Source organism: Streptomyces sp. NBC_00669 (assembly GCF_036226785.1).
Taxonomy (GTDB): Bacteria; Actinomycetota; Actinomycetes; order Streptomycetales; family Streptomycetaceae; genus Actinacidiphila.
This window is the reverse complement of the sequence record NZ_CP109018.1, coordinates 5,234,940-5,261,622: the sequence shown is the minus strand read 5'-3', so window position 1 is coordinate 5,261,622 and position 26,683 is coordinate 5,234,940. Positions and strand designations below refer to the sequence as shown.

Genomic DNA, 26,683 nt, shown 5'->3' with positions numbered 1-26,683 from the left:
GCGGGGAACGCTCCGGGCCGGGCCGCGCCGGGCCGCGCAGCCAAAACCGACGGCCCCGGCGCCGGGGGGGTGGTCGCCAGGGCCGCCGGGGCGGTGGGGCCGGTCATACGGAAGGAACGCGGGGCCGCCGGGCTCCGCTCGCCCGCTCGACGCGGGCGGCTCGCTAGACGGTGACGTCGTGGGCGCGCAGCCAGGGCAGCGGGTCCACGGGGGCGCCGCCGTCGGGGCGGACCTCCAAGTGGAGGTGCGGCGCGGGCACGTTGCCGGTCGCGCCGACCCGGCCGATCGTGTCGCCGGTGGTGACCCGGCCGTCGGTGACGACCATGGTCGACAGGTGGCAGTACCTCAACTCGGTGCCGTCGTCGAGGGTGAGGACGACCCGGTAGCCGTCGCTGCCGGCCCAGCCCGCGGAGGTGACGGTGCCGCCGTGCACGGCGTGCACGGGGGTGCCGGTCGGCGCGGTGAAGTCCTGCCCGTTGTGCAGGTTGGCCCAGGGGTCGGTCTCGCCGAAACCCGCGCCGAGCGCGGCGCAGGCGACCGGCTTGATGTAGGAGGCGGCCAGCCGGGCGAGGCGCTCGGCCTCGGCGCGGGCCGCCGCGGCGGCTTCCTCGCGGGCCTTCTCCTCGGCCGCGGCCTTCGCCGCGGCGACCTGCTCGCGCACCTTGCGCTCGGCGGCCTCGCGGGCGGCCTGCTCGGCCGCCGCCTTCTCGACCGCCTCGCGCTCGGCGCGGGCGGTGGCCTCGCGCTGGGCGGCGACCTGGCCGAGGATGCGGGCGCACAGCGCCTCGCCGGGGTCGGCGGGGGCGGCCCCGGCCTCGCCGGTCCGGCCGGTCTCGGTGGTGTCGGCGATCTCGGGTTCGGCAACGGGCTGCGGCAGCAGGGTCGTTGCCTCGGCCTGCGCGGGAGCGGGGGCGATCGGCTCGGCCGGAGCGGGGGCCGGCGCGGACGCCGGCGCCGGGGCCGACGAAGGCGCCGGGGCCGGGGGCGCGGTCAGCGCCGTCGGGTCGTACGTCGGCAGGCCGGCGAGCGCGGCGCCACCGGGGCCGGCGTCCGGCAGCGGGTACGGCGCGGGGCGCCCGGCGGGCTCGACGGCCGGCGCGGGGGCCAGGCCCGCCGCTCCGGCACCGGCGAACGCGGCGAACGCGGGAGCCGGGACGCCGGAAGTGCCGTTGGCGGCAAGGGCGTTGGCCCGTTGACGCGGAAGTCGGAAGTCTTCCCGCTCCTGGCCGGCGATGTCGCCGTCAGGCCGGGCGGGGGCGTAGGCAAGCTGGTCGGACGCCACGACGGGCGCTCTCCTTTCCTTCCCTCTCGCCTACCGGGTTAGCTGACGGGTTCGGAGGAAGAAGGTCTCCTACGGGCCTGACTGCTGCCCGATTCACCCCATTTTCACGGGTCCCCGGTTCCCGCGGACGGGATTCGGCAAGCGCGCGGTCCGCCGTCCTGGCGGCGGCGGTGACGACCGCGCTGCGTTATCGAACGTTAATAGAGCCGGAGGCGTTTTCCAAGCCGAATCGGAGAGTTGGGCATGGGAACAAAATGCGCAGGGTATAGGCAGAGTAGGCAAATCGGTCAGGCGATGTGGCCGGGCGGTGATGTGAGCGTGCATCAGTCGTTATCCGAACGGGGACCAGTGTGATTACTTTGCGTGAGTGTGCGAACTCGGCGCGCAGGCGGCTGCGCGGGGCCGTGCGGCAGGTCCGCCAATGGCGTGGACCTCTGCCATTGCGCGAACCGCTTGGCAGGCCAAGGACCCGGGCCCCACGATGGGCGAGCCCGATGTTCTTGTCATGGACCCGACCACCTCGCGACCTCTCAGGGAGCCCGCCATGGAACGCCCCAGCAGCCCCCGACTCCCCCACACCCGACGGTCCTTGCTGCGCGGCGGCCTCGCGCTGGGCGCCGCCGCGGGCGCCGCGTTCGCCGGCGAGCTGTGGACCGGCAGCGGCCGTGCCGCGGCGGCCGCCACCGTCGACTACCCCGGCGCCACCTGGGCTCCGGCCAGCACCGCCAACTACACGGCGTCCAACCGCCCTTCCACCTACGCGATCGACATGGTCGTCATCCACGTCACCCAGGAGACCTTCGCCGACACCATCACCCTCTTCCAGGACCCCGCCCACGCCGCCACGGCGCACTACGTGGTGCGCTCGGCCGACGGCGCCATCGACCAGTGCGTCCGCGAGCATGACGTGGCCTGGCACGCCGGCAACTGGGACTACAACACCCGCAGCATCGGCATCGAGCACGAGGGCTGGGTCGACGACGCGTCCTGGTTCACCGACGCGATGTACCACTCCTCCGCCGCCCTCACCGCCGAGATCTGCGACAAGTACGGCATCCCGAAGGACCGTCAGCACATCATCGGCCATGTCGAGGTGCCGGGCACCGACCACACCGACCCGGGCCCGAACTGGGACTGGGTGCGCTACATCCGCCTGGTCAACGGCGGCTGACCGCCACTCAGCCCTCTGCTTCCGCCTCGGCCTCGGCCTCGGCCTCGGCCTCTGCCTCGGCCCTCGGCCGGGGCCGGCGCGGCGCGGGCAGCGGAGTGCCGGGGCCGTCGAGGGCGTCGGCGAGGAGGCGTTCGGCGGGGATGCCGCGGATCGCCGCGTCCAGCACCTGCACGGTGTGGGCGACCGGCATCCGCTCGCCCATCCCCGCGAGGGTGCCGGCCACCTGCATCCAGCAGCCCGGGTTGGCGGTGACCATCAGCCGGGCGCCGGTGGACAGCACCGCGCGTGCCTTGCGCTCGCCCAGCTCCCGGGCCGGTTCGGGGTGCAGGAGGTTGTACGTCCCCGCGCTGCCGCAGCAGATCTCCGGCTCCGGCAGCTCGCGCAGCTGCACGCCGGGCACCCCGCGCAGCAGCCGGCGCGGCTGGTCGCGGACGGACTGGGCGTGCGCGAGGTGGCAGGCGTCCTGGTAGGCGACGGTGAGCGGCAGCGGGTGGCGCGGGGCGAGCGGGCCGATCTCGTCGAGGAGTTCGGTGATGTCGCGGACCCTGGCCGCCAGCGCCTCGGCCCGCGCCGGCCAGTCGCCGCCCTCGTCGCGCAGCAGGTGGCCGTACTCCTTGAGCTGGGAGCCGCAGCCGGCCGCGTTGACCACCACGGCGTCCACGTCCGCTGCCTCGAAGGTCTCGATGACGTGCCGGGCGAACCGCACCGCCTCCGGGAGCCGCCCGGCGTGTGCGGACAGCGCCCCGCAGCAGCCCTGCCGGCGCGGCGCCACCACCTCGCAGCCCTCGGCGGTCAGCACCCTCACGGTGGCGGCGTTCACGTCGGGGAAGAAGGTGCCCTGGACGCAGCCGGTGAGCAGGCCGACCGTACGTCGGCGGGTGCCGGTCGCCGGCGTCCGCTCGGGCAGCGCGGGCGCCGGTCCCAGTCTCGGTGCCAGCCCCTCCATCGCCCGCAGCACCGATGGGAGTCGGCGCAGCAGCCCGACCCGGGCGAGCAGGCCGCGCAGCCCCGAGGACTGGTAGGCGCGCAGGGGGCCGCGCAGGGCGCGCAGCCGGCGGGGGTAGGGGAAGAGGCCGTAGACCAGTGCGCGGATCAGCCGCTCCCGGCGCGGGCGGGTCGTACGGCGCTCCAGCTGCCCCCGGGTGGCCTCGATCAGCTTGTCGTACTGCACCCCCGACGGGCACGCGGTCATGCACGCCATGCAGCCCAGGCACTGGTCGAGGTGGCGCACGGCGGTCGCGTCGAGCAGGTTGCCCTCCAGGCCGCCCTTGATGAGGTCGATCCGGCCGCGCGGGCTGTCCATCTCCTCGCCCCACAGCACGTAGGTGGGGCAGGTCGGCAGGCAGAAGCCGCAGTGCACGCAGTCGCCGGCGAGTGCGGCGTCCGGCGGGTCGCACCCGTCGAACGCGCCCCCGGGCAGCCCGAATCCGGGCATGCCGAGGCCGACCGTCGCCGCGTCAGCGCTGGCCGCGACGGTGGCTCCGAGCGGTGCCGGGGGGACGGGTGGCGGGGAGGCGGGCGGCGGGGTGGCGGGCCGCGGCGCTTCAGGTTGGGGCGCGTCCGGCTGCGGCGGACCGGGCTGCGCGGGGTCCGGGTTCCCGGGTGGCGGGGTGGCGGTCATCGCGGTCCTCCCGGCAACGGCCCCGCCGCGTTCCACGGCGAGTTCACCGGCTCTGCCGGCACCGGCTCTGCTGACGCCGGCTCTGCTGCGGCGGGCCCCGCCGTCACCCGGTCCGTGACGTCTCGTGCGCCGGGTGGTGGGCAGGGAGAAGTCGGCCGCATCGCGGGCGGTTGGGGGTGATGCGGGAGGGTGGAGCGCGAGGCGGGGATCATCAGAGTCCTCCCAGAAGGCGCCCCGGGGACAGGCGCCGGGCGGGGTCGAAGCAGTCCTTGACGCGGGTCATCAGGGTGAAGGCGTCGCCGGGCGGGCCCCAGTGGTCGAGCGCCGGGCGGAGGGCGGGGTCGGCGGCGAGCACCACGGCCGAGCCGTCGTAGGGGGCGAGGGCGGCGCGCAAGGCGGCGAGGTCGGTTGCGGCGGGCACAGCCGCGTACGCCACGCCCACCGCGGCCGAAGCCGTGCCGGACGCGCCCGGTGGCAGCGCGTCGAGCACGTGCGGGAGGGCGGCGGGCGCGAACGCCAGCCGCAGCACCAGCGGTCCGGCCGGCCGTGTGCCGAACCACGCGGGCGGTGCGTCGCCGACCTCCACGACCAGCCCGCCGGCTTCGCCGGCCAGCAGTTCCGCGCAGCGGGTCGCCTGGTCGTGGACCGAGGCCGGGATGCTCTCGAAGAGGGCCACGAGTTCGCCGGTGATGGCCGACGTGCCGCGCCGCCAGCGCAGTTCGAGGGCGGTCGGGGTGAGGGTGGAGCGGGCGACGAGGGCGGCGAGCCGGCCGGCCCGCGCGCTGCCGTCCACCCGGGCGGTGACCGTCGCGGCGGCCGGCGGCAGCGGGTGCAGCCGCCAGGTGGTGGAGGCGATGACGCCGAGGCCGCCGTGGGCACCGGTGTGGAGCTTGCCGAGGTCGTAGCCGGCGACGTTCTTGACCACTTTTCCGCCGGAGCGGGCGACGGTTCCGTCGGCGAGCACCACGGTGACGCCGATCAGCAGGTCGCGCACGGTGCCGTAGCGCAGCCGGCGCGGCCCGGAGGCGTTGGCGGCCACGACGCCGCCCAGCGTGGCGCCCTCCTCCGGCGGGTCGAGGGCCAGCATCTGCCCGTGCGCGGCGAGTTGGCGTTGCAAGGCGGCCAGCGGTACGCCCGCCTCCGCGACGACCACCAGGTCCCCGGGGGCGTACTCGGTGATCCGGTCCAGCGCGGTGGTGCGCAGCAGCAGGTCGCAGGAGGTGGCGGGCGCGGCCCAGCCAACCTTGGTGCCGGCGCCGACGGGGACGAGGGTGCCGGTGGTGGACCGCAGCAGGTCGGCCAGCTCACCGAGCGAGCCGGGCTGGGCCGAGGCAGGCCGTGCCGCGCCGGGCTGGGTCGAGGCAGGCGCGGCGGAACCCGGGTCCCACGACCCCGGCTCACCCGAACTCCGCTCACCCGAACCCGCCCCGCCCGACCCCGGCTCACCCGAACTCCGCTCGCCCGAACCCGACCCACGCGAAAACTGCTCACCCGCAGCGGAATCGGCCCCGCTCACCTCAGAACACCTCGCCCAGTGCCGCGTCACGGCCCTCGTCCTCGGACGCCGTCCGTACCCCCGGCCGTTCCCCGCACAGCCGCGGGGTGGGGAACTGCTTGCCGGGGTTGGCCAGCCCGGCCGGGTCGAAGGCGCAGCGCAGCCGGTGCATGGTGTCGAGGTCGTCCGCGCTGAACTGCGCGGTCATCTTGGACTTCTTCTCCACCCCGACGCCGTGCTCGCCGGTGATCGACCCGCCGGAGGCCACGCACAGGTCGAGGATGGCGAACCCCAGCTGCTCGGCGGCGTGTGCGGCGCCCTCGACCTTGTCGTCGAAGAGGATCAGCGGGTGCAGGTTCCCGTCGCCGGCGTGGAAGACGTTCGCCACGCGGATGCCCGCCGCGTCCGCCAACCTCCCCACCTCGTCGAGGACCTCGGGGAGCTTGGTGCGCGGGATCACGCCGTCCTGCACGTAGTACGCGGGACTGATCCGGCCGACCGCGGCGAACGCGGACTTGCGGCCCTTCCACATCAGCGCGCGTTCCTCCGCGTCCCGGGCGATGCGGGTCTCGAAGGCGTGCCGGGCGGTGGCGATCCGTTCGACCTGGCGGAACTGCTCGTCCACCTCCACCCGGGGGCCGTCGAGTTCGATGACGAGGACGGCGACCGCGCCGCGCGGATATCCGCAGCGCACCGCCGCCTCGGCGGCCTCGATCGCGAGGGCGTCCATCATCTCCACGGCCGCCGGCAGGATGCCCCCGGCGATGATGTCGCTGACGGTGCCGGCCGCGTCCGCGACGCTGTGGAAGCCGACCAGCATGGTCTGCACCGACTCCGGCGCCTGGATGGTGCGGACGGTGACCTCGGTCGCGATACCGAGGGTGCCCTCGCTGCCGACGAAGGCGCCCAGCAGATCGAAGCCGGGGTGCTCGGGGGCGGTGCCGCCGAGGCGCACCACCTCCCCGTCGGGCAGCACCACTTCGGCGCCCATGACGTGGTTGACGGTGAAGCCGTACTTCAGGCAGTGCGCGCCGCCGGCGTTCTCCGCGACGTTGCCGCCGATCGAGCAGACCTGCTGGGAGGACGGATCGGGCGCGTACGCCTGGCCGTACGGCGCGGCCTCGCGGGTCACCCACAGGTTGATCACGCCGGGTTCGACCACCACCCGGGCGTTGTCGGGGTCGACGGAGCGTACGGCCCGCAGCCGGGAGAGCACGATGAGGACGCCGTCGGCCACCGGCACCGCGCCCCCGGACAGCCCGGTGCCCGAGCCGCGTGCGACGAACGGCACGCCCGCCTCGGCGCACAGCCGTACCGCCGCGACGACGTCCTCGCGCCGCTCGGCGAGCACCACGACCGAGGGACGGACCCGCACGGTGGCCAGCCCGTCGCATTCGTAGGTGCGCAGTTGGGCGGGGTCGGTCAGCACCTTCGCGGCGCCGACGGCGGCACGGAGCCGGCCGGCGAGCCCGCTCGCCCGCGCGGCGCTCACGATGCGCCCGCCGGGTGCGGGAGGACGGCGTGGACGGTCCAGCGAGTTGACGACACGGATTCCACCAGTCGGTAGGTTCCTATCGAATGGTGGAAACGATGCGCGTGCCGTCGTCGGCATGTCAAGACCACCGCGCCCGCGGACCCACCGCTCACACCCGAGCGGAGGCGCCTGCCCGGCAGGCGGGACCGGCCGCGCTGCGCGGGGGCGACCGCGGCGGAACGGGCCGTTCGTACGATGCGAGGGCCGGCCGCACCCGAGGGGGCCCGCGTCCGTGACCGCGACCGCGCCCCGCCCCCGGCAGCGCTCCGCCCCCGGCCGCGCCTGCCCCTGACGGCGTCCCTGCGGCGCCTCCGTGAAAGCGGCTGCGGCAGGGGTCAGTTGAGGCTCTGGGCCGCCAGCTCGTAGTCCTGCGCCTGGGCGGGGGTGAGCACTTGGGAGACGCGGACCAGCGAGGTGCCGACGTAGTAGTGGTACTCGCCGGCGCTCGCGGAGCCCTGCGCGCCGGTCTCGATCGCCTTGGCGCGGGCGTGCGCCTGCGCGGAGGTCGCGAACGTCTCGACGCTGCCGCCGCGCACGATCGCGTCGGACTTGGTGCCCTCGACGTCGGCGGGCTGGACCCGGGAGTCGGAGAACGCCACCTTGGACAGGTAGCCGTGCGTCTTGCCGAGCAGGTGGTCCGGGTCGGTCGCCGCCGTGTACACGACCGTCGTCGTCATGGTGGACACGCTCTGCTCCAGCGTCGACGCGACCTGCTCCGCCGACGTCAGCCCGACCGCGACCGGCTGCTGCGACGTCGCCGCCGCGCTTCCCCCGCTACCACCCGACGAGCACCCCGTGAGCAGCACGCAGGCGGCGATCACCGCCACGGCAGCGCTGGTACCGGTGGTGCGGAAGGTGGTGCGGATGCGCATGTTTCCCCCAGATCGGGACGCGAGGGGCACACCGTAACGCCGCCGTTCCGGTTTCCGGGAGCCCCGGGAAGGCATCCGGTCCGTCAAGACCTGATAACGGGCACGGCAGCTCCCGCTGGTCCGACCGTCGATCAGCCGCGCAGCGGTGCGGCCAGCGCCTTGCGGAGCCGAGCGCGGGCGAGCAGCCTGCGGGTCTCGCGCTTGCCGGGCTCGTGGTAGATCACGAAGTCGTCGAACCGGTGCACGCCGGGCCGGTCGGCGACGGAGACGGCCGCGTCGCGCACCGCGACGAGTTGCCCGACGGTCATCGCGAGGGCCCGCTCATCCGGCTGGAAGGTGGCGCCGAGCGGGTAGTCGCGGCCGGGTCGGCGCTTCATCTCGACGTGGCAGCCCACCACATGGCTGATCCGACGCGCCTGGGCGAACTCCACCATCCGCCGCACCGTCGCGAGGAAGGCCGGGAAGTCGGCGACATAGAGCCGGCCCGGGAGAACCGTGTCACCGGTGAACAGGATGCCGGTCCAGCGGTCGTGGAAGGTGACGGACGACTCGTGGTGGCCGGGCGTGCCCAGCACGTCGAGCACGCGGCCGCCCAGGTCGAAGCCGACCTGCCCGGTGGGCCAGCTCTCTGCGAAGCCGAAGAAGTCCCGTACCGCGTCCGCTTCCTTCGGCACCACCCTGGTCGCCGGGCGGTCGGCGAACTGGGAGTCCCCGGCCACATGGTCGCCGTGCGCATGGGTGTGCGCCACCACCAGTTCGTACCCCTCGCGCGGGTGCGCGGCCAGCCATTCGTCGATCAGCCCGTCCACGGTCGCGCGCAGCGGGAACAGCTCCGGGTCCGCGGTGGCGCCGGAGTCCAGCAGCAGCGCCCGCTCGTTGCCGAAGAGGAGGAAGACGAAGGGTGCCTCGTAGTTCACCGCCTTGCTCTGCCGCAGCACCAGCGTGTGCTCGTCGTACCGGTGCACCTGGATACGCGGTTCCCGCTGCCATCGGGTGCGCACCCCATGTATCCAGTCCACGTCGAGCGAGCCGGCCACCGGTGCGGCGGTCTCGAAGTCGATGTCGGTGTCACCTGTCGTGGCCATCGCTGTCCCCTCCCGTCATGTACGCCTGCGGCGCCGCGGAAGCGGCGGCCGATTCCCCGCCCTGGCCCTCGGACGCCCCCTCGGGCACGCCCTCGACCGGATCACCCGTCATCCCGTCCAAGGCCCCGACCGGAGTCGCGGCCATGAAGTACCGCACGAGCCGTCGCTCCGACGACGCCCCGCCCGCCGCCGCGTCGCCGACCTCGACCCCCGGCTCCCCGCGCGCCTCCGCCCGCGCGAGGTAGGGCCGCAGCAGCTCCTGCCACTTCCGCTCTATCTCCGGCATGTCGTCCGCGGAGACGACCGCGAGCGCGCTCACCACGCCGGCCTTCCCCCGCCACTGCGGGCTCTCCTCGCTCCGGCGCTCCGCGTACCGGAGGATCGCCGCCATCTCCCGCTCCACCACCGTCCGTTCCAACCGTCGTCCGATCGCCTCCGCCGCGGCCGTGTCCGCCCCGGCCACATCGACCCGCATCTCCCTGCTCCCCTCGACCAGCCGCCACCTCCGCTCCCGCCGGTCCTCCCCCGGCTCCGCCTCCTCCACGAAGCCGTACTTGCCGAGCTGACGCAGGTGGAACGAGCAGTTGGCCTGCGGCACGCCCAGCGCCCGCCCGCACCAGGCCGCCGTCGCCGACTCCACCATCGACAGCACTTCCAGCAGATCCAGCCGCAGCGGATGCGCCAGCGCCCGCATCGCCTTGGGATCATTGAGCTTCATACCCCAAAGGGTACTTTGACATTCGCCACTCGATCGGCCCAAGCCGGACCCGCCCGACCGCCCCGGACTGCCCCGGACCGCGCCGGACCAAGCCGGACCGATCCGGCCCAGCAGCCCCAAGCCGACCCAAGCCGACCCACACCGGTGGGAGGAGGTGCGGAGAAGCTGTCACAGCACGGTCACAGCGACGGGCACGCGCCCCCAGGTGCGGCAAGGTGACGGCATGCGTACCCGAATCGCCGCCGCGGCCGTGGCCGCCGCCGCACTCGCCACGTTCTGCGCGACCGCGTGCTCGTCTAGCAGCGACGACAAGAACGCGTCCGACAAGGCCACCACCGCGGCGCCGACCACGACGGGTTCGGCCGGCCCGAGCACCGGCGCGGCCGTGCCCCGCCCCCCGGCGCCGAGCGGTGTGAACCGGCAGACCTACCTGGCCGCCCTGAAGGCGATCGACCCGTCGCTGGCGGCCGACCCCAACCAGGTGATCGACCAGGGCCGCACCCAGTGCACCGAGATCAACGGCGACCCGCAGACTGCCGACCACCTGGCCGCCGAGCGGTTCGGCAGCCCCGGCCACCCGCTGACCGACGCGCAGGGCGCGGCGATCGACGCGGCACTCAAACTGACCGTCTGCAAGAGCTGACCGCCCGCGCCAGCCCAGCAACCGCCGACCGCCGACCGCCGACCGCCGAACGGCCAACGACCACCGGCCCCCCGGCCACCGGCCACCGGCCACCGGCCACCGGCCACCGACAACGCCCGCACCCCTGACCGTATCCCCGCCCGCGCCGTCCCGCGCGAGCTCCCGCGCCCGTTGCCGTACCACCGCCACCGCCACCGCCACCGCCACCCGTAACGCACGTACGTACGCGCTTCGCCCGCCACGCCACCAGGCCCGCGCGGGAACGGGGAGCCGCGAACCGTGCGTCGCGGGAGCCGAGTTGCGCGTGAGGCACTTCGCCAGGTATCCACAAGCCTTAACGCTGCGGGAAGGTGACGCCATGGCAGGACTGACGGACGCCTGGAAGCGGTCCGCGCTCGGACGCTTGTCGAAGCAGGCGGCGCACATCGAGCTGATGCACCGTTCGATGGGCTTCGCCGCGCTCGGCTTCGTCACGCTGATGCCGCTGCTCGTCGTGGTCGCCGCCGCCACTCCCTGGGAGAACCGGCCCGGCTTCGCGCAGTGGGTCATCGACGGCATGGGTCTCAACGCGCATGGCGCGCAGAGCATGCGCAGCATGTTCGCGGCGCCCAACCACATCCTGAGCGCGACCGGCGCGTGGAGCCTGGCCTCGGCGGCGTACTTCGGGCTGTCGTTCGTGGCGAGCGTCGAGACCGGCTACCGCAAGATCTGGGACCTGCCGTCCGGACCGTGGCACCGCGACTGGCGCCGCGCGGTGTGGCTCGCGGTGCTCACCGCCTACCTGTTCTGCGAGTCGCAGAGCGCGGCGGTCCTGGGCAGCGGCCTGATGCCGAGCGTCGCGCGCGCCGTCCTCACCTTCGTGCTCGGCGTGCTCTTCTTCGCCTGGGGCCAGAACTTCCTGCTCTACGGCTCCGTCCGGGTGCGCACCGCGCTGCCCGGCGCGGTGCTCACCATGCTCGGCCTCGCCGGCCTGCGGATCTTCTCGCACCTGTTCTTCGCCCCGCTCGTCGTCTCCAACGCGGTCACCTACGGCCCGGTGGGCAGCGTGCTGACCGTGGTGACCTGGCTGGTCGGCGTCGGCTTCGTGGTCTTCGGCGGCGCGCTCGTCGGCCGCCACGTCCGCGACGGCCGCACCCTGCGCCGGGGCGGCGAGATACCGCGTCCGCCGCAGCCCGAGGGCTGGTTCGAAGTGCCCGAGGCGACCATCCCCGCGCTGCCCTGGCGCTCCGACGGCGCGGGCGGCGCGATCGACTGAACGCGCCCGCGGCGCCGCCCGGTCGGCCTCGCTCGCGCCCAAGGTGCCCATGCCCTGCGGCCGTTGCCCACGGTGCCGGACCCGTCCCGTACGGTCCCGGTCCCGTGTCGTCCCCTACCCTCCCCTACGCTCCGCGCCGGACCGCCGACGCTGCGCCGCCACCGGCCCCGTACGGCGTGATCACGCAGGCCAGGATGCGGAACTCCGTTCGTAGGCAGGCCTGTTGACGTGAGACGCTGTCACCCGTCGGGCGTTCGGGGGCGAGGCGGACGGGCCCGTCACGGAGAGAGGAGCGCAGCGTGACGCAGAACGGCTTCCGTGCCGAGGAGATCGACACCAGCAGGCCGCATCCCGCGCGGATCTACGACTACCTGCTGGGCGGCAAGGACAACTACGAGGTGGACCGCGAGGCCGGCGACCAGCTCATCGACGTGGCGCCCGAGGCGCGGATCGGCGTCCAGTCCAACCGCCTGTTCCTCCAGCGCGCCGTCCGGCACGTGGTCGGCGCCGGCGTCCGGCAGATCCTCGACATCGGCACCGGGCTGCCCACCTCGCCGAACGTCCACGAGGTCGCCCAGGAGGTCGCCCCCGACGTGCGCATCGCGTACGTGGACAACGACCCGATCGTGAACACCCATGCCAGCACGCTGATGAGCGGCGCCGGCACGACCAGCATCGTGCTCGCGGACCTGCGCGACCCGCGGGCGATCCTGGACCACCCCGACGTCCACCGGGTCATCGACTTCGACGAGCCGGTCGCCCTGCTCCTCGTCGCGATCCTGCACTTCCTCACCGACGCCGAGCAGCCCGCGCAGGTCGTCGCCACCCTGCGCGACGCGCTCCCGGCCGGCAGCTACATGGTGCTGTCCCACGCCACCAGCGACTTCAACGACCGTAGCGACGCGCAGGACGCCTACCGAACCGCCACCGCGAGCATGAATCTCCGCACCCGCGCCGAGGTCGAGCACCTCTTCGAGGGCTTCGAGCTGGTCGAGCCGGGTCTGGTGCAAGTCCCGTTCTGGCGGCCGGACTCCAAGCCGCCGCGCACCGCCGGCGAGATCGGCATCTACGGCGGCGTGGCCCACAAGAACAGCTGACGCCACGCTCCTCTCCTTCCTCCCTCCGCACGGGTCCCGCGGCCTACCCGGTCACCGGCATGTCGCCGGGGGCAGTACCCTCTTGAGCCTCACGGCCCCTCCTCACCGGTCCCCGGGCGCTTCCCGGGTCCTGCCCGGTTTCCCGACGCCGGCCTCTCTCGCGGGAGATGCGCCCGCACGGGTGCCGTGAGCCCCGGCAGATCGGCCCGGCTGCCGGCGGAATCCGATGACGGATCAGGGCGTCGAGGGGTTGCGAGCGGCAACTCCTCCACAAGGGGCAGCGCGAGGGGCGGTTTCAGGTGGACAACCACGAGGACACGGGCGCGGACGCGGGTACGGGCATACCCGGCGGGGCCGGCGAACCGGCCGGACCGCAGCAGCCGGCCGGGGCAGGCCCCGGACCGCAGAAGCCCGCCGGGGCACGCCGTCCCGCCCGGAAGGCCGCCCCGAAGCCGGCGGCGAGGAAGGCCCCCGGGAAGCCCCCGGCCGAACCGGCTGCCGCGAAGGGCGCACCGGCGGCGCCGAGCGCGCCTTCCGACGGCACCGCATCTCCCGAACCGGCCGACCCCGCAGGCGAAGTGGCGGACGGCGACTCCGCACCGGCCGGCGCGGAGTCGCGGACGGCTCCCGCCGACGCGGGTGCATCGGGTACGAAGGCGGCGCCGGCCCAACCCGCCGCGCGGGGACGCAAGTCGGCGCCCGCCCGGGCGACGCCACCGGTCCAACCCGCCGCGCGGGGACGCAAGTCGGCGCCCGCCCGGGCGACGCCACCGGTCCAACCCGCGGCGCGGGCAAGGAAGTCGGCCCCGGCGAAGAAGACGGCAGCGGCGGGCGCGACCAAGGGCGCGAAGGCCACCGCCTCGCCGCGGTCCACACCCGCCCCGAAGTCCGACGCGGCGCCCGATGCTCCCGTCGCCGCCCCCGAGGCGGCCACCACCGCACAGCCGCCCGCGCAGCCGCCCGTCCCCGTGGACGCCCCCGTCGTGGACGCCCCCACGGCAGCCCCCTGGCAAGTGCCGGGCTACGCCCACGAGTCGGTGCCCGGCGCCGGCCCTTCCAGCGAGGTGGTGCGGGCCACCCGCGAGGCCGACGGCGTCCCGGTCGCGATCACCTACCTGGCACCGGCTCTCGCCGAGGACCAGTCCTTCCGCGCCACTCTGCGTGCCGAGGCCGAGCGCCTCGGCACGCTCGAATCGCCTTACGTCGCGCGGCTGTACGCGTACGTCGAGGACGGCCCGCACGCCGCGATCGTCCGCGAGCCGGTCGAGGGCGCCGTCCTGGCCGCCCTCCTGAGGGAGAACGGCGCGACCACCCCCGAGGCGGCGCTGACCGTCCTCAAGGGCACGCTGCTCGGGCTGTCCGCCGCCCACGAGGCCGGAATCGCGGGCGGCGCCGCCTGCGACCCCGCGCACCTGCTCGTCACCGCCGCGGGCACCCCGTCCCTCGTCGACCTCGGCGACCTCGGCGGCACGCCCAGCGCGGCACCCGGTACGCCCGGCGAGCCCGTTGACGTCGCGCCCGTCGACGTCGCGGCCGACCTCCACACGGCAACGGCCGCCTGCCGCGCATGTCTCACCGGCGAGCCCCCGCACGCGTCCGGCGCCGACCCCGAAGCCGACGTCCCGGCCGCGCCCGTACAGCCCCTGCTCGCCAGGGGGTTGGCCACCGACCCGGCCGAACGCCCGCAGAGCGCCATCGACTTCGCGGTCGAACTCGAAGCGGTCGCCGTGGCGGCCTACGGCGAGGCGTGGGAGGAGCGGGGCAGGCAGGAACTCGCCTCGCTGGTGGGCGCGTTGACATCCCAGGTGAAAGCCGTGGAGGCGGCGGAGCCGGCGCAGGGAGCCGTACCCCTACCGCTCCCCGCCCCCGCGCCGATCCCGACCGGCGGCCCGGCGCACCCCGACGCCGCCGGCACCGCAGGCACCGCCACCGGCGCGGGCATCGGCGGCCTGGGCATCGGCCGTACCGAGGCCCCCGACCGCGGCACCGACGACGGCGACGACCGCCGCCTCGGCCGCCGCACCAAGGCGCTCCTCATCGCGGTGGCCGCGGTGATCGTCGCGGGTGCCATCACCGCCACCGCCGTGGTGATCGGCGGCAAGCACGACGCCGCCGCCGCGGACACGACGCCGGCCGCCACGGTCCCGCGTTCCTCCGCCACGACGCCGCCGCCCACCACCACCTCGCCCTCGGCGGACGCCACCACCGCCTCGCCCACGGCCAGCACCCCTCCCTCGACGCCCACTTCGGCGCCCGCCGCCCCGTCCACCCCGCCGACGACCGCGGCCACCACGCCCACCTCGCCGAGCCACCCGCCGGCCACCCACGCGGCCCCTCCGCCGAAGCCGCACGCACCGCACGTCGCCTCCGTCGCCATCACGGGTGTCCAGTGCGACGCCGGCGGTCGTACGGACACGGCGAACGCCACGATCCGCGTCCGCTACGACGGCAGCGCGGGCACCGTGCGGGCCACCTGGTGGCGCAGCGCCACGGGCACACCGCGGGGAGCGGTCGATCTGGTCTCTCCGCAGACCGCGCAATTCCCCAAGGGGGCAACGGGATTCGCCTACACCGTCAAGCTCTCGGACGTCGCCAAGGACCCCGACCGCCCGTACGTCGGCATCACCGTCTCCACCAGTCCCGCGGCCGGCTCCGGCAACAACTCCTTTGCCGTCGTCTGCCGTTGAGCCGACGGCCCGCTGAACCGACGGCCCGCCCGCACACCGTGTGCGGGCGGGCCGTCGTGGCCTCGGCTCCGCCGGCTCAGGCCGGCGACAAGCGGTAGAGCGCGGCGGCCCCCGCCTTCAACTGAACGTGCAGCGTGCCCCGGCGGGCGGCGCCGCTGTACCGGCCGGTGGCCGGCACGAAGTCCGCCACGCCCCCGACGTTCGTCCGGTTGATGCCGAGGCGCACCGAGGCGGCGGCGTCGGGGTTGCGGTTGGTGACCAGCAGGTAGCGGGTGCCGTCGTCCTGCGGGTTCCTGAACAGCCCGATGACGGCGGCGTCCCCGGTGGCCGACGTCAGGTGGTCGCCAGGGGCGAAGGCCACCGCGCTGGGCGGCAGCGGGGTGTCGTTGGCGTGCTGGACCGACTCCGAGACGAGCGGCTTGAGTTGGCGGCCGACCGGCTGGAGCCAGTTGCGGTTCAGCTTCCGGGCCGCGCCGTACAGCGGGGTCTGCTTGCCGTCGGGGGTGATCAGCGCCTTGGTGAAGCCCTCGCCGCGGGCCGGGTCGGGGGTCCAGTAGGTGAAGTACTGGATGCCCTTGCAGCCGTACGCCAGGCTGATGTTGGTCTGCCAGGCCAACTGCGAGGCGGTGGGCACCCGGTGGTTGTTGAAGCCCACCGACTGGATGTAGGTCCAGGCCGGAAGACCGGACTTCAGGGACGCCTCGCGGTAGATCGCCCAGTTGTCGAAGTAGTTGAGGTCGATGCCGTCGGCGAGGATCGGGTAGCGGTCGAACGAGATCAGCGGCGGCTGGACCGTGTCGATGTACGCCTGCACGAAGGCCGCGTAGCCCGGGCCGTTGCCCGGCACCAGGTTGGAGTACGGCAGCAGGCCCGGCGCGACCTTGCGCACGATGCCGGTGAGCGCCCCGACCGTGGGGAACCTGGACTGGGCGGGCTCGTCGAAGACGTTGAACCCCGCGAGCGAGGAGTGGCTCGCGTAACTGCCCAGTGCGGACTGGACCCATGAGGTCGCGTCGGCGGTGGTGAGGGAGGACGGCACGCTCCGGTCGTCGGTGACCGCCATGTACTGCGCGATCGCCTGGACCCGCGGGTCGCCGGCTATCAGCACCTTCAGGCCGACCTGGTCGGCCATCTGCAGGGCGTAGCCGCCGCTTTGCGGGTCGAACTGGTAGTTGCCGGTGATCAGGAAGGTGAACCCGGCGTCGCTGATCTCCTGGTAGCGGTCGAGCGTGGTCTCGTACGGGTGCGGCGGCCAGAACAGCCCGATCGGGAAGTCCGGCCCGCCGGTGAGCGGAAGATCAGCGCTGCTCGCGGCGGCCTGTTCGGCGGCGGCCGAACTCGTCGTGGCGGAAGCCGAGTTGCCCGCCGGCGAGTTACCCGCCGACGGGTCGGCCGCCGCCCGGCCGGCGGCCATCCCGCTCGCGGCGAGCACGCCGGCGCCAAGGCCCGCGGCCTGCAGCAGCGTTCGGCGGTGCATCGGCTGCGAAGTACCGGAGATGGAGGGGTTCTGCTCTGGCATGGCCTACTCCGATCGTTGGAACGCGTGAACGAGGAGGGGGGCTTCAGGTCCGATCGGTGCGCCGGCGTGCGGAGTTCGGCGGGTGGGGGCTCCGGCGGGGCGCCCGGGAACAGTCCCGGACCCGCCCGCATCGGTTCGACGGCCGCCGGCGACCGTATCGGGACGCACACATGCTGGCAGACCATGATGGTTCAATCAACCATTGTGCGCGCACTTGATGAATGAACCATGCAGAGTTCCACGGCGCGGGGTTCAGCGCCCGGCCCGGAGTTCGACACCCACGGCAGCGATCGGCACCCCCGGCCGGGTTCGGCGCCCACGGCGGAGTTCGGCGCCCCACGGCAACGTTCGGCACCCCCGGCCGGGTTCGGCGCCCACGGCGGAGTCCGGCGCCCCACGGCAGCGTTCGGCACCCGCCGCGAAGTTCAGCGCCCGCGCCGCCCCTTCACCACGTGCTGCCCCGCGATGTGCCCGGTGAGCGCCATGGACGCGCTCGCCCGGCCGTACGACAACTGCGCCACCCGCACGTACAGGCAGTCGATCAGCACCAGCACCGAGTGCCGGGCGCCGATGCTGCCGGCGCGGAAGGAGGTCTCCGCGGTCGTGGAGATCAGCCGGACCTCCGCCGCCCGCGCCAGCGGCGACCTGGGGTCGGCGGTGATCGCCACCGTGGTGGCGCCGCGCTCCCGGGCGAGTTCGAACGGCTCGATGGTCTCCCGGGTGGACCCTGAGTGGGAGATGCCGATCGCGACATCGGCCGGGGTGAGCAGGGCCGCCGACGTCTTGGCGGCGTGCACCTCGTTCCACCCGCGCACCGCGCATCCGATCCCGAACAGCCGCAGTTCGGTCTCCACCGCCACCGCGCCGCTGCCGCCGACGCCGTACACGTCGATCCGCCGGGCCCGCGCGATCGCCTGGGCCGCGCGCTCCACCGCCGCGAGGTCGATGGTGTCCAACGTGCGCTGCACCGCGCCGAGATCGGCCTGGCCGACGACGGTGACCACCCGCCGCAGGTCGTCGTCCGGGGAGATGTCCGGCCCGATCTCCGACGTGCCCCAGGTGGACTCGTCGCCGCGGGCGCCCTCCCGGGCCAGCTCGATCAGCAGGTGCTGGTAGGAATCCAGGCCCACCGCACGGCAGAACCGCGTCACCGTCGGCTGGGAGGTGCCCGTGCGCCGCCCCAACTCGGCCGCCGAACAGCCGATCACGGAGGCGGGATCGGCGAGCACCAGCTCCGCCACCTTCCGCAACGAGCCCGTCAGGTGCGGCAACTCGGCCCGGATCAGCGCCGTGACGTCCGCGCGTGCGCCCCCGTGGCCGAAGCCCTTGGCATCCATACGGCTCCCCGATCGCTCACGCCTGCCGGCCGTTCGGAAGCCCATGATGTCATGCGATTACGCCATTCAAATCACATCGCCCGTGCGGATTGGATCATTCAGAATCCGCTCGCAGGTCCTCCGGCGCGATCGGCACGCCACGGCGGGCGAGCAGGGCCTTCAGCGACTGGATGATCGGGAAGACCTCGTTGTTGAGGTCGGCGCCCTGGGTCTCGTAGGCGCGCTGCTCGGCCTCGACGATGACCCGGTCCTGGCCGAAGATGCCCTCCGTGAACAGCGTGATGACCGGCCACAGCAGGTGGATCACGCCGGGGATCGGCGGCTTCTGCACCATGATCAGGCCGAAGGTGTGGTTGTGGTGCTGGGCCCGGTCGGTGGGCACATACGCGTTCCACAGGTCGAGCGCCGGGGGCTCCTCGCGCTTGCCGTCGGTCCAGTAGCGCAGCGTCTGGTACGGGTAGCCGGTGCGTATCGTCATCAGGTCGGCGTACTTGTCGTCGTTGCCGCTGCCGATGATCAGCCGCTCGCCCAGCGACTGCTTGCCCGAGGTGCGGGAGAAGGAGTAGTCCGCCTCCAGCCAGTCCTCGCCCTCGCGCACGTCCAGCAGCTTCGCCCGAATCCGGCCCATCAGGCTGCGGTGCAGGAACTGGTGGTTCATGTCCATCAGGTTCTCGTGCATGAACGAGTAGTGGCAGGCGATGTCCCGGTCCAACACCCGTGTCTTGTAACGGCGGTCGCCGTGGTAGGGCAGCTCCGGCACCGGAGTGACCTCGGCCAGCTCCTGGTTGCCGGGGAAGACGAACACGAAGCCGTGCTCCTCCCGGCAGGCGTACGCGCGCACGCCGTTGGGCAGCGTCCGCTTCCGGTCCAGGTACGGGATGCTCACGCACGCGCCGGTCCGGTCGTACGCCCAGCAGTGGTAACCGCACTGCAACTGCTCGTCCTTCACCACGCCCATGCTCAACGGCACCTGGCGATGGGCGCAGCGGTCCTCCAGGGCGTACGGCGCGCCCTTCTGCGGCCGCACCAGCACGAGTTCCGTCCCCGCGAACTTCACCGCCAGCGTCTTGCCCGGCTTCAGGTCCCGGGACCGGGCCAGGGGGTACCAGAAGTCCGGGTCGATGCCGGTGGTCCGCGTGGTGGGGACGTCGCCCTCAGGGGCCACATCGCGGTATTTGCGCAACGGGGGCTTCGCCTTCGGCAGCGTCATATGATCGAACGTACCCGGCGGCTCCGGTCCCGTTCCGCCCAGCGTCGGGTATTGAGTTGGTCAAATCTGCCGTCCGCGACGACCGCTCGACGAACGCCGCAGGTCCCTCGACCTCCGTACGGCCGGACCCGCGCCGCCCTCCCCCTCCGCCGGTGCGGCCGCCCGCTCGGCCCCTCCGCCCCGGCTGCCGGCGCCCTCCGTCAGGTGCTGCGGGAAGCGCTTTGTAACGTACCCGCGCCCCCATCGCGTCATTGAAGTGTGGCCGACGGGAGGAGCCAATCGGAATGCGCGCTGCAGCGATACGGGCCTATCAGGAGTTCGCCGCGGCCCGGACAGGTCACCTGTTCCGATCCGCGTGCCTGCTCACCGGCGGCGACACGCACCTCGCCGAGGATCTGGTCCAGGAGACGTTGGGGCGCCTGTACGTCGCGTGGAACCGGATGAGCGAGGTCGACAATCCGGCCGGCTACGCCCAGACCACGTTGGTGCGCTTGTTCCTCAGCCACCAGCGGCGGCGGAGCAACCGGGAACGTCCGGCCGCGGAGCTGCCCGATCGCGTCTCCGTGGACGCCGGGGGCGACGCCGCGCTCCGGGTGGTCCTGCTGGCGGCGCTGGCCGCGCTGGGGCCCAAGGACCGGGCCGTGCTCATCCTGCGCTACTGGGAGGACCGCAGCGTCGAGGAGACCGCCACGGTTCTGCAGGCGAGCGCCGGCGCGGTGCGGACGCGCTCCACCCGCGCGCTCGCCCAGCTCCGCCGCCACCTCGGCGACAGTCACGCCGACCTCACCACCGGCTGAACCACTCCGCCGGCGGCTCCCCTTCGCGCGGCGGAGCCGCCTCACCCACCTGACCCACCTGACCGCACGACCCGCCAGTTCCCGACCTCTCCGAAGGAGACCGTGATCCGCCATGCCCGTTCCTGCCGACGACACCCCCGACACTCCCGACTCCGCTGAGGCCGCGGCCTTCGCGGACGCCCTCCACCACATCGCCGACGGCCTGGCGCCCGCCGACCGCCACGCCCTGACGGCGGCCGGCCACGCCCGCGGCCGCTCGCTGCGCCGCCGCCGCACCGCCGCGGTCACCGCGGGCGTGGCCGTGCTGGCCCTCGCCGGAGGCGGCGGCCTGCTCGCGGCCACCTCCGGCAACGGCACCGGCCACGCCGCGGCGAACGGGACCGGGGTCGCCGCCCCGAGGTTCCCCAGCGACGCGCAACTGACCGCGGCCACGCGGGCCCCGCAGTCGTTCACCGCGCGGCAAGTGGAGAACCTCCTGGTCTCGCTGCTGCCGCACGGCAAGATCTCCGGCCGGGACGGCCGCGGCACCGACGACACCGCGCCGTACGCCCAGGTGGTCTTCGACGACGGCCACGGCCCGGCCGAGATCAGCGTCGTCGTCCAGGCGCGAAGTGGCGCGCCCGCGGACTGCGGGGCGGCCCGAGCCGCGCACGACTACTGCCGCCAGACCACGGTCCCCGGCGGCACGCTCACCGTGTGGAAGGGCTACGAGTACCCCGACCACCGGGCCGACACCAGGGAGTGGATGGCCGAGTTCCATCGCAAGGACGGCGCGCTGGTCTCGGTCACCGAGTGGAACGCCCCGGCCGAGAAGGACTCTCCCGTCAGCCGGCCCGCACCGCCGCTGAGCACGAGCCGGCTCGCCGCGATCGCCACCGCCCCTGTCTGGGCCAAGGTGATCGCTGCCGTTCCGCCCGGGACGAAGTAGCCCACGGCCCGGCCGCGCCGCCGCCGAGCGGCCCGGTGCGCCGCCATCGAACGGCCCGGTGCGCGAGGGCCCGCCGCCCAGACAGGCGGCGGGCCCTCCCACCGGTGTCCGCCGGCGGCGTACGACGCGTCCCGAGGCCGGCGGGAGTGCGGCCGCGGCCGCTCAGTGGTGGCCCTTCGCCACCAGGAAGACGGGGTTGGTCAGCGCTGCCATCGGGCCGAACAGGAGCGCGTCGCCCATGGTGTTGCCCTGGCCCGGGGTGCCGTCGGCCATCGGGTGGCGGACCTCGGCGCGGACGTACGCGGCGAGTGAGGCGGTCGTCCGCCACACCACCGTGCCGGTGCCCGCGGCGTTCAGCGACTCCTGGTGCATCTGCCCCTCGTCGGTGACGAACCGGACCGTGCCGCCCGGCACCCCCTCGACGTCCAGCCGGACGTCCACGGGCGCGTCGGCGGGAACGCTCAGCTTCTCCCCGATGCCCGCCTGCTTGCCGTTGCCGCTCGCGGTGAAGGTCAGCTTGACGGCGGAGGACTCCGCGATCCAGCTGTGACCCGCGCGGATGCCGGCCAGCACCGAGTCGGTGGCCAGGTCGTCGGCGTGGACCACGTTGTGCGGCAGGCCGATCACGTTGGGGTCGCTGTGCGCGTCGCTGTTGCCCATCGCGGGCAGCCAGCGGGTGCCGGTGCGCACCGCCTCGCCCAGCTTCTGGTCCCACGTGCTGACCGCGTGCTCGTCGTCGTACGTCCACGGGCCGGTCCACACCTCGGTGGCGTCGGCGTCGTCGAAGCCGAACTTCCACTGGCTGGCGATGTACGCGCAGTACATGTGCGCGGGCACCACCAGTCCGCCGGCGCGGTGCACCTGGCGGGAGAAGCGGGCGAACGCGTCGTCGCGCGAGCGGTAGCGCCAGTCGATCCAGTCGCCGGCCGGCAGGCCGAGGGCCAGCCAGTGCCCGTTGCGGGTGGTGACCTCCTCGCCGGTCATGATCAGCAGGTCGGGGCCGGCGTACTCCCCCCACACCGCGTGCGAGGACGAGGTGTTGTGGTCGGTGGAGACGATGAAGTCCAGGCCCGCGGCCCGGGCGCCGTCGGAGACGTCCACCGGCAGGTGCTTGCCGTCGGAGTAGACGGTGTGCAGGTGGCAGTCGCCGCGGTACCAGTCCCGGCCGCGGCCCTTGGCGCGCTGCGGCGGGTAGTTCGTCTTGAAGGCGGGGCCCGGGGCACCGTAGGTGAGGGTGATCTGGACCTTGTAGTTCAGGCCCTGCGGCGCCACCTGGTAGGGGCCGAGCACGATGTTCCAGGTGCCGCGGCCGACCGGACCGGGCAGGTACCCCGGTGTGGCGTCGCTGTTGCTGATCGTGAACTCCGTGCGGAACCCGCCGGACCAGCCGCGGAAGCCGCGCCCGCCGAGCTCGATCCCGCGCTCGTCGAAGATGCCGATGTCGCAGGAGTTGGCCGGCACGCCCGAGGGGACGGTCGGCTTGTCGTACGCGTACGACACGTCGATCCGCTGGACGCCGCGGGGGATCTCCACCGGGAGGTAGACGAAGTCGGCGACACCGGTCTCCAGGAAACCGGTGACGACGCGGGTCTCCTGGCTGCCGGCCGGGGGCGTACCGCCGGCCGAGGTGCCCGCCGCGGCGTCGGCGTCGGCCGCCTGCGCGAACGAGACCGGGGCCAGGGTGATGGCGGCGGCGCCGGCGATCCCGGCGGCCAGCACGCGGCGCCGTCCGAGCCGAGCGGCCGAGGCATCGGCATCCGCGGCGCCCGCGCCATCCGCGGTCCCGGGGACGAGGGGGTCGACGTTGTGCTCGCAATGCCCGTCAAGGCACATGGGTTGTCCTCACGAATTCGATGGCTGCTACGTGGAAGCCCTCGGCGGAGGGACCCACCGCGACTCTTTTCGCCGCCGGGGAACGGTGGGTGGACTGGGCATGGCCTGACCGTCAAGAGCCCGTGGAAGGTGAGCGTCGGACCAGCCGGCGATGTCGGTGTTCCCGCAGGTCCGCTCCCCATCGGCCTCCCTCCGTCCCGGCGGTGGGTGAAGGGCGACGCTCGTACGGCCGAGCGACGCTCCCGGCTGCTGCCACCGGCTGCCGCGCCCTGCCCGCGCCCCGCCCACGCCCTGCCCAATCGAGGGGGCCCTGCCCGATCAGGGCGTTGGCTGGACTGGCTCCGCCGTCCGACCGGGTGGCGGAGCGATGCACGGCCGTCGGAGATCCCGATGCCGACGGAACCAACCGAACCGACCGAATCAACGGAACCAACGGAACCAACGGAGAGAGTCGCCCATGTCCATGCTGGACAAGCTCAAGCAGATGCTGAAGGGCCACGAGGACCAGGCCGGCCAGGGCATCGACAAGGCCGGGGACTTCGTCGACGACAAGACCCAGGGCAAGTACCAGAGCCAGGTCGACACCGCCCAGGACAAGCTCAACGATCAGCTGGGAGGGACCGACAGGAAGGACGACAACCCGCCGCACCAGTAGTCCGGTAGTCCGGGTCCGGGCGGGCGACACCGGCGGAAGCCGCGGAAGCTGCGGAAGCTGAGGGCGTCGCGTGGTCCTCCCGCCCTCCGGCTGAGCGGACACCGCTCCGGACGTGTCCGAGCAGCCACCTCGGACACGTCCGGGCTCCCCGTCACCCGGCGCCCGTACCGGCCGCGCCCTGGACACCGAGTCGAGCCCCGGCCGCGCGAGCGGGCGGGGCCCTGGAGTCACGCGGACGCGGCGGACGCGGCGGCCGTGACGCGGGCGCGCAGGATGTCGCCGGGGAGCGTGTCGGCGGACTGCCAGGACGCTCCCGTCACCTCTTCCTCCTGGAGCACGACGTCATCGACGGTCGTGGTGAACAGGAAGCGGAAGTCGAAGTGCCGGTGGTCCGGTTCGCCCTTCGAGGGGTTGGCGGGGATCGGGTGGGCGTCGATGTGGAGTGGCACCGGCGACTGGGCGGTCACGTCGTCCGCGCCGATTCCGGTCTCCTCCGTGAGCTCTCGGAGTGCCGCCAGCATGAGCGTGTCGTCCTCGGGCTCCAGGTGGCCGCCGGGCAGGAGCCAGCGGTGGAGTGCGCGGTGCTCGATGGTGAGGACCCGGCCGTCGGGGCGGAGCAGGACGGCGCCGGCGGTGACGTGACCGCGGAACTCCTTACGCGAGGTGATCCCGTCCCCGGCCTCGTCCAGGACGTCGTTCAGCCCCGCGAGGGCCTCTTCGTCCTCAGGGTGCTTCTCCAGGTAGACGGTGAGCGTGTCGCGCACGTGCCGTGCCGTGATGGTCATGCGGCTCCTCCTTCGGTGACGGCTCCTACCGGCTGATCCACGTGCCGAACGCTTCCACCAGGTCGGCGTAGAACTTCTCCCCCGGTACGGCTCCAGGGTTCCTGCCGGCCTCGTAGAAGGAGACGTTGGTGAACCCGGCGGACGTCGAGGCGTGGAGATTCTTGTAGAACGCCAGCTTTCCGCGCCCGAAGCCCACGAACAGCCAGAACACGCCCAAGCCCGCGGTGTTTTGGAGCAGGGCACGGAACTCCGACTTGTCCCAGGGATCGTCGCCGACCTGGACGATGACGAACGCGGGGTCCGTGGCGCCGGACTCCTGGTAGTGGTTGACCGCAGCACGCATGGCTGCGCCGACGTTGCCCCAGCCCCAGTCGACCTGCGTGTGCAACTGCCCGATCCGGCCCCGGTAGTTGTCGAGCCGGATCTCCGCCATGAACGGTTCGTTCCCGCTGGAGAAGATCACCGGCACCGTGCCGTCGTCGTCGAGGTTGACCGCCATGGCAAGGACCCGCTCGGCGAACGCCTGGACCGCGAACGACTCGTACAGTTCCGCCATGGCCCAGTCGTGATCAAGGATGAGATAGACCGCCGCACGTCTGTCGGCTACTCCGGAGCGGGCCAGCGCCTCGCTCGCCTGGCGTGTGGTGGGCAGCAGAGCCGGGGCCCGCGTCTCGACTTTCGGCAGGTTCGCCGAACCCGCGCCCGGCGAATCTCCGCTCAGCGAATCCCCGCTCGGCGAACTGCCCTCCGGCGAACCGCCCTTCGACGAACCGCCGTTCGGCGAACCGCCCTTCGACGAAGCGCCGCTCGACGTGGCCGCAGAAGACGCTCTCGGGTCGGGTGACTGCGGTACGGCCACTTGCGGTTCGGGGTCCACATCAATGCCGTAGTCCGTGGCCAGACCGGCCAACCCGGTGGCGTACCCCTGACCCACGGCCCGCAACTTCCAGCCCCCTGACCGCCGATAGAGCTCGGCGAGTACGACGACGGTCTCCCCTGCCGCGAAGTCCGGTGGAGCGAACGTCAGTCGGGTGCCGTCCCCCTGCTCGGCGGTGAGGACCGGCGCGGCGGTGAACACCGTCCCCGGCGACGACGGGTCCACACTCGCGACCACCACCACGGTCGCGACATCCGCGGGGATTCGCGGCAGGTCGACGGTGACGGTCTCGCCCGCGAGGCTTACCCCGCTCTGCGCCGGGTGGTGGTAGAAAACCAGGTCGTCGTCGCTCCGCACCTTGCCGTTCGGCCCGAGCAGCAACGCCGAAACGTCCACGGGCGTCTCCCGCGTCGCCACCTGTAACGCCACGGCCTGCGTCTCCAGCGCCGCGTTCCCGCCCTTGCTCAGAGATTCTGCTTCCATACGCGTCGAACATCCCCTCATGCACGCGTCACGCCCACGCCCCGCGGACACACACCGTATCGACGCCATCACCCCACCGAGCGCCAACCCTCGAACCGACCCGTCCCGCACTGGACTCAGCCGGTGGCTCGTGGCGGACCCAGCGAACGGGCGAAGTCGTCGAGCGTTCGGAAGTCGTCCTCGCGCAGGCCGATCCGGGGGTTGACGTGGTGGAGGAGGCCGGGCGCGTGGTGGTGAGCCGTCACGTACGCCTGGTCCAGCTCGCTCTGCTCGTCGTCCACCCACGCGAAAGGGCGGCCCTCGGCGTAGTCCACCACGGCAGCCGTCTTCCAGTGGACTCCGTCGGGACGCTCCCGGAGCAAGGCGTCACCGAAGTCCACGAAGGGGAGTTCGGGGAGACCGAGCACCGGGGCGATCCACCGGTTGGCATCGCCCATCCACGTGGTGGCCCAGCACATCTCGTAGCCGAGCCGGAGCAAGTCGCTCCCGTGCTCCGGGTTGAGCCACACCCTGAGGGGCTGCCGAGAAGCCGGGAGCCCCAGGCGTGCCACGGCGGCCAGGTCCTCTCGGGGCACCCTGAGGGTGGTGTACCCGGCGGGACGCCTCTCCGCCTGGGCCGCGTAAGGGTTGAGGGGCCCGTCAACGTCGAGGAACAGTAGCGGTCGGCTCACGCTCTCCCCCTGCCATGCTCCCCGTCGGACAAACCCGCGGCAGCAGCGCCCCACCCGGACGCCGTGGGCCGCGCCAAGAAGAAGTCCTGGCCAGGGTATGCCGGGCGGTGGAGGACGGCGGGCCACCG

Annotated in this window: 22 protein-coding genes and 1 riboswitch; of the genes, 8 read left to right on the top strand and 14 right to left on the bottom strand. The window is 73.4% G+C overall.

The features are described from left to right. Positions 1–163: 163 nt before the first annotated feature. Positions 164–1,282, bottom strand: a complete 1,119-nt coding sequence (locus OG896_RS22080) for a M23 family metallopeptidase (protein ID WP_329367913.1) — start codon at positions 1,280–1,282, stop codon at positions 164–166. 12 nt (positions 1,283–1,294) lie between these two features. Then, positions 1,295–1,432, bottom strand: a riboswitch (cyclic di-AMP (ydaO/yuaA leader). 394 nt (positions 1,433–1,826) lie between these two features. On the opposite strand from OG896_RS22080, the gene OG896_RS22075 reads away from it, so the two are divergent. Beyond that, positions 1,827–2,453 (top strand): N-acetylmuramoyl-L-alanine amidase, encoded by a 627-nt coding sequence (locus tag OG896_RS22075; protein ID WP_328465533.1) that lies wholly within the window; start codon positions 1,827–1,829, stop codon positions 2,451–2,453. A 7-nt stretch (positions 2,454–2,460) separates the two neighbouring features. Here the strand turns inward: OG896_RS22075 and OG896_RS22070 are convergent, their stop codons facing one another. From OG896_RS22070 to OG896_RS22045, 6 genes are all read right to left on the bottom strand, one after another. Continuing rightward, positions 2,461–4,074, bottom strand: a complete 1,614-nt coding sequence (locus OG896_RS22070) for a (Fe-S)-binding protein (RefSeq protein ID WP_329367911.1) — start codon at positions 4,072–4,074, stop codon at positions 2,461–2,463. A 211-nt stretch (positions 4,075–4,285) separates the two neighbouring features. Beyond that, the gene (locus OG896_RS22065; protein WP_329367910.1) at positions 4,286–5,590 is read right to left on the bottom strand and encodes an FAD-binding oxidoreductase; all 1,305 of its coding nucleotides are present in this window, start codon (positions 5,588–5,590) and stop codon (positions 4,286–4,288) included. A 1-nt stretch (position 5,591) separates the two neighbouring features. After that, the gene (locus OG896_RS22060; RefSeq protein ID WP_329367908.1) at positions 5,592–7,061 is read right to left on the bottom strand and encodes an FAD-linked oxidase C-terminal domain-containing protein; all 1,470 of its coding nucleotides are present in this window, start codon (positions 7,059–7,061) and stop codon (positions 5,592–5,594) included. A 377-nt stretch (positions 7,062–7,438) separates the two neighbouring features. After that, complete coding sequence (locus OG896_RS22055; RefSeq protein WP_329367907.1) at positions 7,439–7,975, bottom strand: hypothetical protein; 537 nt, start codon at positions 7,973–7,975, stop codon at positions 7,439–7,441. A 131-nt stretch (positions 7,976–8,106) separates the two neighbouring features. Continuing rightward, a complete protein-coding gene (locus OG896_RS22050) occupies positions 8,107–9,060 on the bottom strand; it encodes an MBL fold metallo-hydrolase (RefSeq protein WP_329367905.1) in 954 nt (317 codons plus the stop codon). Further along, on the bottom strand, positions 9,044–9,778 hold the full coding sequence (locus tag OG896_RS22045) for an ArsR/SmtB family transcription factor (protein ID WP_329367903.1): 735 nt from the start codon (positions 9,776–9,778) through the stop codon (positions 9,044–9,046). The genes OG896_RS22050 and OG896_RS22045 overlap by 17 nt, the downstream gene beginning before the upstream one ends. A gap of 223 nt (positions 9,779–10,001) precedes the next feature. Between OG896_RS22045 and OG896_RS22040 the strand changes: the two genes are divergently transcribed. The 4 genes from OG896_RS22040 (at position 10,002) to OG896_RS22025 (ending at position 15,460) form a co-directional block, all read left to right on the top strand. Then, complete coding sequence (locus tag OG896_RS22040) at positions 10,002–10,421, top strand: hypothetical protein (protein ID WP_329367901.1); 420 nt, start codon at positions 10,002–10,004, stop codon at positions 10,419–10,421. 358 nt (positions 10,422–10,779) lie between these two features. Continuing rightward, a complete protein-coding gene (locus OG896_RS22035) occupies positions 10,780–11,676 on the top strand; it encodes a YhjD/YihY/BrkB family envelope integrity protein (protein WP_328465549.1) in 897 nt (298 codons plus the stop codon). Between the two features lie 299 nt (positions 11,677–11,975). Then, positions 11,976–12,773: an SAM-dependent methyltransferase gene (locus OG896_RS22030; protein ID WP_329367898.1), complete on the top strand. Its 798-nt coding sequence runs from the start codon at positions 11,976–11,978 to the stop codon at positions 12,771–12,773. Between the two features lie 299 nt (positions 12,774–13,072). Next, entirely contained in the window at positions 13,073–15,460 is a 2,388-nt protein-coding gene (locus tag OG896_RS22025; RefSeq protein ID WP_329367897.1) for a protein kinase domain-containing protein, read from the top strand. A 76-nt stretch (positions 15,461–15,536) separates the two neighbouring features. Here OG896_RS22025 and OG896_RS22020 read toward each other — a convergent pair whose 3' ends face one another. From OG896_RS22020 to OG896_RS22010, 3 genes are all read right to left on the bottom strand, one after another. Continuing rightward, on the bottom strand, positions 15,537–16,979 hold the full coding sequence (locus OG896_RS22020; protein WP_329367894.1) for a hypothetical protein: 1,443 nt from the start codon (positions 16,977–16,979) through the stop codon (positions 15,537–15,539). A 425-nt stretch (positions 16,980–17,404) separates the two neighbouring features. Then, positions 17,405–18,316: a MurR/RpiR family transcriptional regulator gene (locus OG896_RS22015; RefSeq protein ID WP_328465557.1), complete on the bottom strand. Its 912-nt coding sequence runs from the start codon at positions 18,314–18,316 to the stop codon at positions 17,405–17,407. Positions 18,317–18,410: 94 nt separating this feature from the next. Continuing rightward, a complete protein-coding gene (locus tag OG896_RS22010; protein WP_329367891.1) occupies positions 18,411–19,526 on the bottom strand; it encodes an aromatic ring-hydroxylating dioxygenase subunit alpha in 1,116 nt (371 codons plus the stop codon). A 284-nt stretch (positions 19,527–19,810) separates the two neighbouring features. On the opposite strand from OG896_RS22010, the gene OG896_RS22005 reads away from it, so the two are divergent. Next, complete coding sequence (locus OG896_RS22005; RefSeq protein WP_329367889.1) at positions 19,811–20,323, top strand: SigE family RNA polymerase sigma factor; 513 nt, start codon at positions 19,811–19,813, stop codon at positions 20,321–20,323. A 112-nt stretch (positions 20,324–20,435) separates the two neighbouring features. Continuing rightward, complete coding sequence (locus OG896_RS22000) at positions 20,436–21,251, top strand: hypothetical protein (protein ID WP_329367887.1); 816 nt, start codon at positions 20,436–20,438, stop codon at positions 21,249–21,251. Between the two features lie 162 nt (positions 21,252–21,413). On the opposite strand, the gene OG896_RS21995 is transcribed toward OG896_RS22000, so the two are convergent. Beyond that, positions 21,414–23,084, bottom strand: coding sequence for a CehA/McbA family metallohydrolase (locus OG896_RS21995; protein ID WP_329367885.1), 1,671 nt, complete (start codon positions 23,082–23,084; stop codon positions 21,414–21,416). Positions 23,085–23,541: 457 nt separating this feature from the next. Here OG896_RS21995 and OG896_RS21990 point away from each other — a divergent pair, with 457 nt between their 5' ends. Next, on the top strand, positions 23,542–23,739 hold the full coding sequence (locus OG896_RS21990) for an antitoxin (protein WP_329367883.1): 198 nt from the start codon (positions 23,542–23,544) through the stop codon (positions 23,737–23,739). A gap of 227 nt (positions 23,740–23,966) precedes the next feature. Here OG896_RS21990 and OG896_RS21985 read toward each other — a convergent pair whose 3' ends face one another. From OG896_RS21985 to OG896_RS21975, 3 genes are all read right to left on the bottom strand, one after another. Then, on the bottom strand, positions 23,967–24,524 hold the full coding sequence (locus OG896_RS21985) for an NUDIX hydrolase (protein WP_329367882.1): 558 nt from the start codon (positions 24,522–24,524) through the stop codon (positions 23,967–23,969). A gap of 25 nt (positions 24,525–24,549) precedes the next feature. Continuing rightward, complete coding sequence (locus tag OG896_RS21980; RefSeq protein WP_329367881.1) at positions 24,550–25,884, bottom strand: VWA domain-containing protein; 1,335 nt, start codon at positions 25,882–25,884, stop codon at positions 24,550–24,552. Positions 25,885–26,000: 116 nt separating this feature from the next. Further along, positions 26,001–26,555 (bottom strand): hypothetical protein, encoded by a 555-nt coding sequence (locus OG896_RS21975; RefSeq protein ID WP_329367880.1) that lies wholly within the window; start codon positions 26,553–26,555, stop codon positions 26,001–26,003. Positions 26,556–26,683: the final 128 nt, after the last annotated feature.

Bases quoted from the DNA above. Each gene is read 5' to 3' on its own strand.
- OG896_RS21995 (WP_329367885.1), bottom strand. From the start codon at position 23,084: ATGTGCCTTGACGGGCATTGCGAGCACAACGTCGACCCCCTCGTCCCC.
- OG896_RS22020 (WP_329367894.1), bottom strand. From the start codon at position 16,979: ATGCCAGAGCAGAACCCCTCCATCTCCGGTACTTCGCAGCCGATGCAC.
- OG896_RS22010 (WP_329367891.1), bottom strand. From the start codon at position 19,526: ATGACGCTGCCGAAGGCGAAGCCCCCGTTGCGCAAATACCGCGATGTG.
- OG896_RS22070 (WP_329367911.1), bottom strand. From the start codon at position 4,074: ATGACCGCCACCCCGCCACCCGGGAACCCGGACCCCGCGCAGCCCGGT.
- OG896_RS22055 (WP_329367907.1), bottom strand. From the start codon at position 7,975: ATGCGCATCCGCACCACCTTCCGCACCACCGGTACCAGCGCTGCCGTG.
- OG896_RS21980 (WP_329367881.1), bottom strand. From the start codon at position 25,884: ATGGAAGCAGAATCTCTGAGCAAGGGCGGGAACGCGGCGCTGGAGACG.
- OG896_RS22040 (WP_329367901.1), top strand. From the start codon at position 10,002: ATGCGTACCCGAATCGCCGCCGCGGCCGTGGCCGCCGCCGCACTCGCC.
- OG896_RS22035 (WP_328465549.1), top strand. From the start codon at position 10,780: ATGGCAGGACTGACGGACGCCTGGAAGCGGTCCGCGCTCGGACGCTTG.
- OG896_RS22000 (WP_329367887.1), top strand. From the start codon at position 20,436: ATGCCCGTTCCTGCCGACGACACCCCCGACACTCCCGACTCCGCTGAG.
- OG896_RS21985 (WP_329367882.1), bottom strand. From the start codon at position 24,524: ATGACCATCACGGCACGGCACGTGCGCGACACGCTCACCGTCTACCTG.
- OG896_RS22015 (WP_328465557.1), bottom strand. From the start codon at position 18,316: ATGGATGCCAAGGGCTTCGGCCACGGGGGCGCACGCGCGGACGTCACG.
- OG896_RS22045 (WP_329367903.1), bottom strand. From the start codon at position 9,778: ATGAAGCTCAATGATCCCAAGGCGATGCGGGCGCTGGCGCATCCGCTG.
- OG896_RS22075 (WP_328465533.1), top strand. From the start codon at position 1,827: ATGGAACGCCCCAGCAGCCCCCGACTCCCCCACACCCGACGGTCCTTG.
- OG896_RS22050 (WP_329367905.1), bottom strand. From the start codon at position 9,060: ATGGCCACGACAGGTGACACCGACATCGACTTCGAGACCGCCGCACCG.
- OG896_RS22005 (WP_329367889.1), top strand. From the start codon at position 19,811: ATGCGCGCTGCAGCGATACGGGCCTATCAGGAGTTCGCCGCGGCCCGG.
- OG896_RS21990 (WP_329367883.1), top strand. From the start codon at position 23,542: ATGTCCATGCTGGACAAGCTCAAGCAGATGCTGAAGGGCCACGAGGAC.